The sequence below is a fragment of the Marivirga tractuosa genome, from assembly GCF_042140215.1.
Classification (GTDB): Bacteria; Bacteroidota; Bacteroidia; order Cytophagales; family Cyclobacteriaceae; genus Marivirga; species Marivirga tractuosa_A.
In genome coordinates this window covers 1,277,780-1,290,827 of sequence record NZ_CP159478.1, presented here as the reverse complement: position 1 = coordinate 1,290,827, position 13,048 = coordinate 1,277,780, and the positions used below count along the sequence as shown (strand labels likewise).

The 13,048-nt window shown below is 34.3% G+C and carries 11 protein-coding genes; 5 read left to right on the top strand and 6 right to left on the bottom strand.

Annotation, left to right across the window (positions count from 1 at the left end; genetic code table 11):
- Nucleotides 1–134: 134 nt before the first annotated feature.
- On the bottom strand, nt 135–1,109 hold the full coding sequence (hemB, locus tag ABWH96_RS05890) for a porphobilinogen synthase (protein WP_375580560.1): 975 nt from the start codon (nt 1,107–1,109) through the stop codon (nt 135–137).
- Nucleotides 1,110–1,394: 285 nt separating this feature from the next.
- On the opposite strand from hemB, the gene ABWH96_RS05885 reads away from it, so the two are divergent.
- Nucleotides 1,395–2,207, top strand: coding sequence for a 5'-nucleotidase, lipoprotein e(P4) family (locus ABWH96_RS05885; protein ID WP_375580559.1), 813 nt, complete (start codon nt 1,395–1,397; stop codon nt 2,205–2,207).
- A 95-nt stretch (nt 2,208–2,302) separates the two neighbouring features.
- Nucleotides 2,303–4,117, top strand: a complete 1,815-nt coding sequence (locus ABWH96_RS05880) for an ATP-binding protein (protein ID WP_375580558.1) — start codon at nt 2,303–2,305, stop codon at nt 4,115–4,117.
- 8 nt (nt 4,118–4,125) lie between these two features.
- Here ABWH96_RS05880 and ABWH96_RS05875 read toward each other — a convergent pair whose 3' ends face one another.
- The 5 genes from ABWH96_RS05875 to ABWH96_RS05855 form a co-directional block, all read right to left on the bottom strand.
- Nucleotides 4,126–5,571: a GAF domain-containing protein gene (locus ABWH96_RS05875; RefSeq protein WP_375580557.1), complete on the bottom strand. Its 1,446-nt coding sequence runs from the start codon at nt 5,569–5,571 to the stop codon at nt 4,126–4,128.
- A complete protein-coding gene (locus ABWH96_RS05870) occupies nt 5,568–6,221 on the bottom strand; it encodes a peroxiredoxin family protein (RefSeq protein ID WP_375580556.1) in 654 nt (217 codons plus the stop codon). Before ABWH96_RS05870 ends, ABWH96_RS05875 begins: the two co-directional genes overlap by 4 nt.
- Nucleotides 6,222–6,415: 194 nt before the next feature.
- Nucleotides 6,416–6,739, bottom strand: a complete 324-nt coding sequence (hpf, locus tag ABWH96_RS05865; protein ID WP_375580555.1) for a ribosome hibernation-promoting factor, HPF/YfiA family — start codon at nt 6,737–6,739, stop codon at nt 6,416–6,418.
- Nucleotides 6,739–7,089 carry a hypothetical protein gene (locus tag ABWH96_RS05860; protein WP_375580554.1) on the bottom strand — a complete coding sequence of 117 codons (351 nt, stop codon included), beginning with the start codon at nt 7,087–7,089 and terminating at the stop codon, nt 6,739–6,741. Before ABWH96_RS05860 ends, hpf begins: the two co-directional genes overlap by 1 nt.
- A 460-nt stretch (nt 7,090–7,549) precedes the next feature.
- The gene (locus ABWH96_RS05855; RefSeq protein ID WP_148230143.1) at nt 7,550–8,029 is read right to left on the bottom strand and encodes a Fur family transcriptional regulator; all 480 of its coding nucleotides are present in this window, start codon (nt 8,027–8,029) and stop codon (nt 7,550–7,552) included.
- A gap of 269 nt (nt 8,030–8,298) precedes the next feature.
- Between ABWH96_RS05855 and ABWH96_RS05850 the strand changes: the two genes are divergently transcribed.
- The 3 genes from ABWH96_RS05850 to ccoN are packed head-to-tail and all read left to right on the top strand — an operon-like array spanning nt 8,299 to nt 13,038.
- Entirely contained in the window at nt 8,299–10,728 is a 2,430-nt protein-coding gene (locus ABWH96_RS05850) for a heavy metal translocating P-type ATPase metal-binding domain-containing protein (protein WP_375580553.1), read from the top strand.
- Complete coding sequence (ccoS, locus tag ABWH96_RS05845) at nt 10,725–10,931, top strand: cbb3-type cytochrome oxidase assembly protein CcoS (protein WP_013453751.1); 207 nt, start codon at nt 10,725–10,727, stop codon at nt 10,929–10,931. The genes ABWH96_RS05850 and ccoS overlap by 4 nt, the downstream gene beginning before the upstream one ends.
- On the top strand, nt 10,921–13,038 hold the full coding sequence (gene ccoN, locus ABWH96_RS05840) for a cytochrome-c oxidase, cbb3-type subunit I (protein ID WP_013453752.1): 2,118 nt from the start codon (nt 10,921–10,923) through the stop codon (nt 13,036–13,038). The genes ccoS and ccoN overlap by 11 nt, the downstream gene beginning before the upstream one ends.
- Nucleotides 13,039–13,048 lie beyond the last annotated feature (10 nt).

The window sequence follows — 13,048 nt, the reverse complement described above, 5'->3', positions numbered from 1 at the left end:
GAACTGCATATGTCAGAGAATAGTGAGACCGGGATTATCCCCGCAAAAAAATGTCCGACTTTGAAAAGTCAGACATTAGCACTGAATTTTTTTAAGGGTAAGGATTGAATAGCCTTTATCCTTTCAATTTAACTTTACCTTCTTAGCACCTGAGCAGCCTCTTTAGCAAAATAACTCAAAATGATATCTGCTCCAGCTCTTTTGATGCTCAATAAACTTTCCATCATAGTTGCCTCTCCATCTAACCAACCTTTTTCTGCTGCTGCTTTTATCAGACTGTACTCACCGCTCACATTATAAGCTGCTAAAGGTAATTCATTATTTTCTTTCAATAAATGTATGACATCCAAATAGGCCAAAGCAGGTTTCACCATCAAAAAATCAGCCCCTTCTTGTGCATCCAATTCTGCTTCAATTAATGCTTCATATTTATTAGCAGGATTCATTTGGTAAGTTTTCTTATCTCCTGATTTAGGAGCTGAATCCAAAGCATCACGGAAAGGTTCATAAAAAGCCGAAGCATATTTAGCACAATAACTCATGATGGAAGTGTTTTCAAATCCATTTTCATCCAAGACATCACGAATATACTCAACTCTTCCATCCATCATATCTGATGGCCCAATGATATCAATTCCTGTTTCGGCTTGAGCTAAAGCCATATCGGCCAATACATCTAAAGTTTCATCATTCAGAATATTTCCATTTTCATCCACTATTCCGTCATGACCATCGCTGCTGTAAGGATCCATCGCAACATCAGTCATAATGCAAGCTTCAGGAAATTTGGATTTGATTTCTTTTAGAGCTTTTATATAGAAAAAATTCTCGTCTGCACTTTTAGTGGCTATTTTGTCTTTATGCTTTTCCTCCACAACAGGGAAAATATCAAAAGCTTTAATGCCTAATTTCAGACATTCTTCTATCTCTTTCAACATTAAATCAACCGTGAAACGATAAATACCTGGCATGCTAGCGACTTCCACTTTTTTATTTTGACCTTCTAATAAAAAGAGTGGGAAAATAAAATCTTTGGTGGTTAAGGTTGTTTCCTCTACCATTTCGCGAATGGCGGCTGACTTACGATTTCTTCTTGGGCGTATTAACATAAATATTGTTTTGTATTGATTCTAAAATTCAATCACACAAATCTCAATCATTTGCTACTCAATGGCAGATAATTATTACAGATTCTTAGTAATTGCCTAAAAGACTCTATTTGATGCTTCAAAGTTAAGCTTTTATGAAATGGAAATTGAAATCAGAATTAAAAAACATAAGATCAGGGATAGTTTTATTTTTAAATAAAATAAAATTAGAATTTCCGAGATGACGAATTGTTTCAATTTACCAAATTACCTTCTACTTTTGTGAAAGTTTTAAAATTCGATAATATGCGGTCATTTATCTTTATCATTTCTATTATCACAATTAGTGCTTGTCAGCAAATATCCAAAGAAATGCCAGCTAGTGCTGAACAAAAGCTTTCCATGCAATTAGGAAATGCTACAATGTGGTTTCAGCAATCTGTAGAAATGGAAGCTTCTTATATACAGGCTTTTGATAAAGGTAAAATGTTATTAAAAATTAAAATGGATACACTATCTAAATCAGATTTAAAGCCTGCGATAGTTTTAGATTTGGATGAAACTGTTTTGGATAATAGTCCTTATGAAGCACGACTATTTTTAAATGGAGAGAACTATGGTTCTGAAAGCTGGGAAAACTGGTGCAAGGAAGCACAAGCAGATGCATTACCAGGAGCTGCAGACTTCCTAAATTTTGCTGATAGTTTAGGACTGAAAATATTCTACATATCTAATCGAAAAATTGGAGTTTTTGAACCCACTTTGAAAAATTTAAAAACGCTGAAATTACCACAATCGGAAAAGGAACATCTTTTATTGCGGACAACTAAAAGTGACAAAACCGAGAGGAGAGAAATGGTGAAAGCTGATCATCAAATCTTATTATATGTGGGTGATAATTTGACTGATTACAGTCAAATTTTTGCAGAAAGAGATTCAACATTAGGTAAAGACTTGGTGAAAAAACATCAAAAAGAATTATTACATAATTTTATTATGCTTCCTAATCCGATGTATGGTGAATGGGAATCTGCAATTTATGGAAATGATTTTTCTAAAACTGCAGCTAAAAAATTAGAATTGAGAAGAAAGGCTTTAAATATAAAGCTTGAAAAATAAATAGAACCTATTATATGCTTAAAATAAGCATTCCTATAGAATAAATTTTACTTAATAGAGTAATTTTCATAATTTGTCTAAATTTTAGTGCAAATATGAAGATTCAAAGTAGTCTACTTATAGTTCTTAGCTTCATTATCCTTTTACAAAGTCAGCTTCATGCACAATCCTTAAGTTGGGAAGAAGCACAAAAAGAAGGAAAAGCAACTTTAGATTTACATTGGTACATCTCCAATCCTTTTATTTATGAAAATAAAAATGGTGAACCTGAGGGTTTGGAAGTCGAAATAATAGAATCATTCCAATCTTATGTGCAGGAAAATTATCAGATAGACTTAAAACTAAATTGGATTCAATCAAAAAGTTTTAACTATATACTGAATGAGATAGCTTTAGAAACTAAACCTAATACACTAGGGGTATCCGCATTTTCTATTACTGAAAAACGAAAAGAAAAAGTTGATTTTACAAATTCATACCTTTCAGATGTAGCAGTATTAGTTTCAAGTAAAGGAACACCTATTGTAAGAACTCTAGGCGAAATCAATAACATGATGGAAGAAATGACTGCGGTAACCATAAAAGGTACTACATACGAGCAGTTTATACTTGATTTAAAAAAACAGTTAAACTTAAATTTTGAAATACTTTATATAGAATCTGATAAAAACATTCTAGATGAAATCAGTAAAGCTGATGATAGGTTTGGATTCATTGATTTACCCATTTATTTGATGCTTATTAAAAGAGGTGGGACGCTCACCCGACAAAATTTCTTTACCATCAAAGGAAATGGCTATGCATTTATTGCCCCTCCGAATAGTGATTGGGTTAGCATTTTTAATGAATTTTTAGCAGAGCCAAAAACAACTATGAAATTGGCGACTATCACCTCGAAATATATGGGTCCTGAACTCTATAATTTTATTGACGGTCTTTATAGTGAGGATAATTTGGGTGCGTCAATTCTAACCAAGGAAAAAGAAATACAATTAGAGCAATTAAAGAACACTAATTTACTATTAGAAAAGGAAAAAAATACGAGGACAACCTATATCATTATTACAGTAGTTGTTACTATTTTATTGGGTGTCATCATTGCTCTATTTTACCGTGAACAAAAAATATCTAATCTGTTAAGTCGAAAAAACAAACAAATAGAGCTCCAACAAAATAGTATTAAAAGCAAAAATGAGCAATTATACAACCGAAACTTACAGCTTACCAGTCTTAATGAAGAAAAAAATAATTTGGTTAAAATTCTTGCACATGATTTAAGATCACCAATCAATCAAATTTCAGGATTGCTCGATATATTAAAATTAAGCCATAATACTTTGACTGATGATGAAGAAAAAATTATTCATCAAGCTCAGGATTCAGCGCTAAGATTGAATCAAATGATTTCTAAAATTCTAGACTTTGATGCGCTGGAAGGCAATCGTATGAAAGTAATGCCCGAAGCAATTAAAGTGAAAGAACTTTTAAAAACAGTAGAGGAAGAATTAAAAGTAACAGCAGATAAAAAAAACACTAGAATTCATTACCAACTAAAGGAGAATATTGAATTTAAATCAGACCACTTATTTCTAACTCAAATATTAGAAAACATCATAGTAAATGCTATAAAATTTTCCGATCCTGCTAGCGAAATTTTTGTTTCAGCTGAAAAGAAAAAAGATAAAGTTCTCTTTTCTATAAAAGATCAAGGACCAGGTTTAACAGAAGAGGACAAGGCACTTATTTTCAAGAAATTTCAGAAGTTAAGTGCTCAACCAACGGCTGGGGAAAATTCAACTGGACTGGGATTATCTATCGTTAAAAAATATGTTGATTTATTGAATGGAGAAGTTTGGGTTGAATCAGAGAAAGGAAAAGGAAGCACCTTTTTTGTGGCACTTCCTGTATAATTACACAATTAAGATTGAACAGCTAATTGCTTTTTCAATTCCTCATTTTCTTTTTGAGAATCTGCCAACATCTTTTCATAATCTTTTTGTGTTCTTTGCATTTCTTCCTGAGTGGCGGATAATTCCTCCATATTTTGGCGCATCTCCTCTTCTTGAGCTCTCATTTCTTCGGTCTGTTGCTGAGATTGCTCATAAAGCTCAGTAGTCTTCTGATTGACTTTAGCAGTATTTAATGCTACTGCAATGCTTTCCCCTGCCTTATCTAAAAATCCTCTTTCATAATCTTTTAAGACCCTGAAGCTTGCCAGTTCAATAACTCCTTCAATAATATCATCTCTTTTAACAGGAGTAATCACAATTGCCCTAGGATTAGCATCTCCTAAACCTGATTTTATATTGATATAATTTTCAGGCACTTCAGTTAAATAAATACTGTCTTTTTCCTGATAAGATTGACCTACCAATCCTTCTCCAGGTAGAATTCTTTTATTGATTTTCTTTCTCCTATCATAAGCATAGCATCCTTCCAACTCCAAGAAAACATCATCTCCTTCTTCTTTCACAATGAAAAAGCCGCCTTGATTCAATTTCATATATTTCACTAAAAACTCAATGACCTCATAAGTTAAGTTTTTTAAATTATTACCATTATCTCTAATGATATTGGAAAGCTCAGCCAAGCCTTTGTTGGTAAATCGTTCTTGCTCCTCGCGAATAGCACTTTTCTTTAAGCTTTCTCGCATATCCAATAATGCGCTACTCAATGGATCTTCTTTATTTAAGTCAAATTCGTTATCGTAGTTATTATTGGAAATTTCTTTAGCAAAAGAAATATTGGTTTCCGTAATTTTTTGCTGTTTTTCACTTTCAATCAATTTAAGAAATAGAAATTTAGATCGATTTCGGCTATAAACAGAATATGAGGCAGCAATCAGCACAGCTACCGCTACAAGACCTGCATGAAAAATAAAAGTTTGTAAATCCATATAATCAAGCTGTGTGAAATAAATAGCTTGATAAGCTTCATCATTATTCACAAAGCCTATATACTGGATATAGGCAAATATTCCATGGTGAATTACTATGAATAGTGTTGCAGGAATAAATACTTTATAATTTTGGTAAGCCATTAAGACTATAATGGCCACAAAAGCAGTAAAATGCATTTCAAATAAGCCATGCATTTGATATATGAATTGTGCCATAAAAATAGCCACTACTAAACTTGCTATGTAATGATGTACATAAGTTCCTTTGAGTAAGAATTTAATTCCAAAATAAAGGATTAAAGATAAGGAACCAACTCCCAATCCTACCAACCATGTATCGTAAAAGAATGCCAGAAATATTCCAAACAAAAAATAACCTCCAATGGTAATTTCTGTAACTCTATCTGCCCTGTTGTAAATTTCATCAAAATAAGGCTTAAATTTTCCTTTAGAAATAGTTGTCATAAACTTAAAAAATTAAAAAACTTATCAATTCTCGTATTGGTATTCCCGTTTGCAGGCAGCTCACATCCATAAGCTATAGTAGCTAATTCTGGAAAAACAGGTGCTTCCTTTCCTTTAACCATTGCATTAAGTGCAATGCTCGCAAATTTTGTGTCTTGAGTAGTACAAAATCTTGCTTTGTTATAATTCCCACTAAAATAAATTTGTTGGTTTTTGATTAAAACTGCTTGCGGTGTGCTGTAAACTCCCAGTTGTTCTGCAATTGTGCCATGCCTATCCAAATGGATATCAATACCCAAATCATACTTCTCTTTAAATTCTTTGATTTCACTTTCTTCTTTATCAATGGTTTCCAAAACAGCTAAAAACTTAACTTCTGATTGATATTTAATCACCAGATTCTGAAATTCTTTTATATTAAATCTTGAGCAAGGACAATCAAAATTGTAGAAATGAATAAAAAGTTGATCATTAGCTTTCATCCCCAGTGAAGAAAGTAATTCATTGGAAATGGAATCCCCACTTTGAACTTTAGAAAAATTGGCAGGAACAGGTGTAGGTTTAGAAAACTTCCATTCCTGATGCCAAAAAATTAACCCAATTCCTGATAAAATTGTTAAGGTTAATAATACCGCAAAAATTACTCTCATAAATTCCCCCCTATTGTTTACCAAAATAATACTTTTATCTGATAATTGTTTCTAAAGATACGAAATAAATTAAGTGGTTGGATTTCGGAGGAGCTATTGAAGCATAATTATTTAGGTAAGCATAAAAAAACTGCCAGAATTAAAAAGATGATAATCTTCAATTAATTCTGACAGTTCAAGAAAACTAAATATTATTAGTACTTATCTGGTCTTCCTTGTTGTCTATCTTTTACTTTCTCTTTTGCTTTTCTGACATGCCTTTTGGCTACATCATAGCAATCTTGTGCCGCTGTAACAAAGCTATCACCCTTTCCTGATACAAAAATATCATTCCCAGGTAAAAAAACTTTTGCATCAACTGTTTTCTCTCTATCTTCATCATTAGCATTTGATTTCAAATACAAGTCTATGCCTACTATTTGGTCATTATATTTAGACAATTTATTGAACATCTCACGCATGTGGTCATTCAATTCTTGACTTATATTAAAATCTACGGGTTCTAAAGTAATATCCATTATGATAAGTTATTTTGGTATAAATCTGATTTTTCAATTGATTCAGCAATTTGCCTCAAGTCGGCTAACATATTAAAAACCTGCTGATGTCCAGTTTCTGCTTCTTGGTTATAACGTGCATTTCGGAATGCCACTAAAGGTTCTAAATTAATATCCCCTGGAAGTTTTTGATTATTGGATAATTCCCGAGCGGCCTGACCAATTTCTTGAAGATATTCGAAGACCGTTTCTTTAACTGGCTCATTTCGTCTAAAATCTTCATAGGTCATGCCATCCGTTTGGGCATTCACCTGAGCTATATTATCTACTATTCTGTTTAAATGTTGAATTGTTTCTTGTAATTGCATCATGCTATATTAAGCGATTAAAAGAGGGAATTGTTGCGGTTATTTTAAATTAAGGTGATTGTAGGCTGTTTAACTCAGGCTTTTCCTAAAAACCATAAGGTCGTTCCTATGGAACTTATTGTACAGGTTAGCTAAGGATTACCATATGAACGTCCCTCTGGGACTTTTCAAAATAGGGTAAACACTATTTCCTTCGTTCTTTTTAATTACATGACCATTCGAAATCCAATCCATTGTCTTTTCTATTACTTTCATAGCCCTGTAGGGGCTATCTTATGGTAACATCATGCAAAACCAATTTACTAAACTCCGTAGGAGTGACCTTATTATTGATCTGTTGACAAATAATCATTTGAATGGAAAAGAAGTGCAAAAAATGAGACTTATCTGAATCAGAAGATAATATAAGGGTAGATAATTTTACGTATCCCAAAACTCACTTAAAAACCACCATAACTTAAAATCAACCCTTAACCACCTCTTTTCTTTTCAAATTTTCACAGTTTTCGATAGTGCAATCTCCATAAAAAACTAAAGAATGGTTTTTAATATCTGAGCCTAATGATTTTCCAACCCGTTTTTTAATATCTTCTATGCTAGGATCTAAAAATTCTTTGATTTTTAGACAATTATTACAAACCAAGTGATCATGATGTTCATAGGTAAGTGCTGGTTCATAAAGTGCATTTTTATCTTTGAAATTATGCTTCACTACTAAACCACATTCTACCAATAAATCAATAGAATTATAAACTGTAGCACGAGAGATTGTATATTCCTTATTCCGCATTCTCAAGAAAAGGGTTTCTACATCGATATGCTCATCTTGAGGCAAATAGTAAAGTTCTTCCAAAACCGAATAACGTTCTGCTGTTTTTCTTAAGTGTTGGTCATTCAAATATTCATCTAATATATTTTTTGCGCGCTGCAAAATTTCCTTCATCACCGGCTTAGACATCGACATCTTTCAATCTATTTATTTTTAAAGACTAAGTTAAGTTTTGAATGTGAAGTTTGAAATATCCTAGCTGGTTTTTATTAAAGTTTAAAGACATTCTAAACAAGAATTCCAGAATTAACTTGTAGGCTATTTACGAATGTTCTCAAAATTTATTAGATTGACGAATGATTAATCTCAAGCCGAAGCCTGACTTAAGTCATGTTTTTGGACTGCTACAGCTATTACTTTTGAAAAATAAAAATTAGCCATTAATGAGTATATCAACAGCAAAAGATAAAGACCTTGAATGTAGCCACTGTGGAGAAAAATGCGACCAAGAGCTAATCGAAAGCAATGGTCAGAATTTCTGCTGTGAAGGCTGCCGTATGGTCTATGAAATTTTGCTGGAAAACGACCTCGATAACTTCTATTGTGTTGCAGACGCTCCAGGTGTAAGTTCTAAAAAGAAAAAAGCCAGTAACTTCGAATTTCTCAAAGATGAGGCTTTTGCGAATAGCCTTTTAGATTTCAAAAATGAAGAAATTAGTAAGATTAGATTTTACATTCCGGCTATTCACTGCAGTGCTTGTATCTGGCTACTGGAAAAATTGTATAAACTTCATTCTGGCATTATCAGTAGCCGAGTAGATTTCAATAAGAAAACAGTAATAGTTTCTTTTAAGCATCAGGAAATCTCATTGCTTGAATTAGTAAAATTATTAGATTCTATTGCTTATACACCTGATATTCAATTAGAAAATAAAAAATCTACTTCTTCTCCTTATAGAAGAATATGGTTGCAAATTGGAATCGCAGGCTTTGTTTTTGGAAATAGTATGCTGTTTAGTTTACCGGAATACTTCGGGCTGAACTTGTTCGATGATGATATCATTTCGAAGATATTCCCTTTCCTTAATGCGGTATTGGCGCTACCAGTAGTATTTTTTGCCGCACAAGATTATTTCAAATCAGCATGGGGAGTGCTCAAGCAAAAGCAAATCAATATGGATGTGCCGATTAGTATAGGGATCGTTACATTATTTGTCTATAGTTATCACATCATCTTTTTCCAGTCTGGTTTGGGTTATATCGACTCACTTTCCGGGCTGGTTTTTTTCCTTTTATTAGGGAAATACTATCAACAAAAAACATTCGACCATTTAAGGTTCGATAGAGATATTCAGTCCTTCTTCCCTTTATCTGTAACCAAAATAAAAGGACAGCAAGAAGAACAAGTATTGCTCAATAGCATAATTCCTTCCGATATTTTAAAAATCAGAAATGAAGAAATCATTCCTGCTGATAGTCTTTTGATTTCAGATGAGGCTTCTATCGATTATAGTTTTGTCACAGGCGAATCCTTACCTGAAATCAAGCAAAAAGAAGAATTGATTTATGCTGGCGGAAGATTAAAAGGTGCTTCTATTTTGGTGCAAGTGAAGAAAAGTCCTTCACAAAGCTATTTAGCTCAACTTTGGGATGATGAATCCATTCAACAAGGCGCAAAAGCACAAGTTCAAAGCACGACAGATAAAATCAGTAAATATTTCACTGCAGTTGTTTTAGCCATTGCTTTCATAGCTTTTGGTAGCTGGCTTTATTTAGGGGATTTTGAAAGTGGGATAAGAGCTTTTACCACAGTGCTGATTGTAGCTTGCCCTTGTGCACTAGCATTGGCCACACCTGTCACTTTAGGTTATGCCATGAGAATGTTGAGCAAAGCTGGATTTTTTGTAAAAAGCACTCAGTCAGTAGAGGATTTATCCAAAATTGATTCAATTGTTTTCGACAAAACAGGCACACTTACCTACTCAGACAAAGCCGAGGTGGTTTTTGATGGAAATATGCCAGAACATAAAGTATTAGCCGCTGTCAAAACACTATTTAATCAATCCAAACATCCATTATCTCAAATTATTTACAACTGGCTACCTTTTTATCCAACTCAAGAAATTGAGGATTATAAGGAAATAAGTGGACAAGGAATTAGTGCCAAAGTAAACGGACAAATCATCAAATTAGGCAAGAAGCAATTTGTGGATAATCAGGCAACTGATTTTGACAAAAAAGCCAATAGCTCTCAAGTTTTCATCAATGTAGATGGCTTGACTTATGGATCCTTCAATGTAAAGCATGTATTCAGAGAAAATATAGGTGATTTATTCGACAGCCTCAAGACTGATTACAAATTGAATTTATTATCGGGTGACCAAGCTGCAGAGAAAGAATACTTAACTCAATGGTTAGCAGAGGAAAATATGCATTTCGAACAATTGCCAGGAGACAAAAAAGAATTCATCACGAAATGGCAAGATGCTCAGCAAAAAGTTATGATGGCCGGTGACGGATTAAATGATTCCGCTGCCTTACGCAAAAGTGACTTTGGTTTGGCTATTACTGAATCTACAAGGCAATTTAGCCCTGCTTGTGATGGCATTCTTCTGGGCGAGAATTTGAAGCAATTACCTAATATCATGAAATTTTCAAAAGCCGCATTCAAATTAGTGATAGCAGGCTTTATACTCTCATTTTTATATAATGTGGTGGGCTTAAGTTTTGCAGTTCAAGCACTTTTATCACCCGTAATAGCGGCTATTTTAATGCCAATCAGTTCATTCTCAGTGGTGCTTTTAGCAACCCTTGGAACACGCTATCTAGCAAATAAATATTTATTGGGAACTGAAAAAAGCAGAGATATATGAACATACTAGTAGTATTAATAATAGTGAGTTTGATAGTAGCAAGTGGCTTTTTAGTGGCTTTTATTTGGGCTGTACGTTCCGGACAATTCGATGATGCCTCCACTCCATCTTACCGCATGTTGTGGGATGATGCCATCACTAAAAAAGAAAATAAATCAAGTAATCAATCAACAAATCATAAACAAGAATCACATGGAAATTGAAAAGTTTCATTATGACAACAAAGTCGTCAAATACTTTGCTATAGCAACAGTAGTTTGGGGCGCCATAGGGATGCTGGTTGGTCTTTTGGCCGCAACCCAGCTATTTGCACCTGAGGCTAATTTAGGTTCGGAATATACTACCTTCGGTAGGATAAGGCCATTGCACACCAATGCTGTTATTTTTGCATTTGTGGGGAATGCCATCTTTGCCGGAGTTTATTACTCCATGCAGAGATTACTGAAAACCAGAATGTTCAGTGATACTCTTTCATGGATTAATATGTGGGGCTGGCAGCTCATTATTCTCTCAGCCGTAATTACCCTTCCTATGGGATTTACCTCTTCAAAGGAATATGCTGAGCTAGAGTGGCCAATTGATATTGCTATCACTTTAATTTGGGTTGTTTTTGGTATCAATATGATAGGTACCATCATCAAAAGAAGAGAAAAGCACATGTATGTAGCCATTTGGTTCTACATTGCCTCTTTTGTTACGGTTGCAGTTTTACACGTGGTAAACTCTTTTTCACTACCCGTTGACTTCATGAAAAGTTATTCAGCCTTTGCCGGTGTTCAAGATGCATTGGTACAATGGTGGTATGGTCATAATGCGGTAGCTTTCTTTTTAACTACACCTTACTTAGGTTTGATGTACTACTTCTTACCGAAAGCTGCAAATCGACCTATTTATTCTTATAAATTATCGATTGTTCACTTTTGGGCTTTAATATTCTTATACATATGGGCAGGACCTCACCACTTATTGTATACTTCTTTACCTGAATGGGCACAAGCATTGGGTACTGCCTTCTCCATTATGTTGATTGCTCCATCTTGGGGTGGTATGGTAAATGGATTGCTAACCTTAAGAGGTGCTTGGGACAAAGTTTCAAAAGACCCAATCTTAAAATTTATGGTAGTAGCCATTACTGCTTATGGTATGGCTGTTTTTGAAGGCCCAATGTTGTCTTTAAAAAGTGTGAATGCGATAGCACATTATACTGATTGGATTGTAGCGCACGTTCACATTGGTGCTTTAGGTTGGAATGGCTTCTTAACCTTTGGTATGCTTTACTGGATGATTCCACAAATGTGGAAAACGAAATTATTTTCAACCAAATTAGCAAATGCTCACTTCTGGTTGGGTACTTTAGGTATTATTTTCTACGCATTACCGATGTATGTATCAGCTTTCACACAATGGTTAATGTGGAAAGAATTTACTCCAGAAGGTATATTACAATACCCTAACTTCTTATCTACTACCCTACAAATTATCCCGATGCATATGCTAAGAGCATTTGGTGGTTTACTCTACCTATCAGGTGTTTTTGTAATGGTTTACAATTTAATCAAAACTGCTAAAGCAGGAAGTTTTGTAGCCAATGAAGCTGCTGAAGCTCCAGCTTTGGAAAAAGCAGTAAGCAAAGGAAAAGAGTACTGGCACAGGGTATGGGAAAGAAAACCGATTTTCTTCACCATCTTAACTACTGTAGCCATTTTAATTGGTGGAATATTCGAATTAATCCCATCCTTTATGATGAAAGATAATGAAGCCACTAAAATTGAGGCAGTAAAACCTTATACCCCATTAGAGTTGGAAGGTCGGGATATTTACATCAGTGAAGGCTGTGTGGGTTGTCACTCACAAATGATACGACCTTTCCGATATGAAACGGAACGATATGGCGAATACTCCAAAGCAGGTGAGTATGTCTATGATCATCCGTTCTTATGGGGGTCTAAACGGACAGGGCCAGATCTACACAGAGTAGGTGGCAAATATCCTGATTCCTGGCATTTCAACCACATGTATGATCCAAGGTCAATGTCACCAGGTTCAACCATGCCGCCATATCCGTGGTTATTGGAACAGCCTTATGACTTAGAAGGACTTCCTGATAAAATTACGGTAATGAGAAAATTAGGAGTTCCTTACGAAGAAGGTTTTGAAGATGAAGTTCAGGCTAATGCAATGGCGCAAGCTGAAAAAATTGTCAAAAGTCTTGAGGCTGACGGAATTGAAACAGTTCCTGAAGCCAAAATTGTAGCCTTAATCGCCTACTTACAGAGATTAGGTACAGATATAAAAGTTGCAGATAAATAAAATTGAAAAG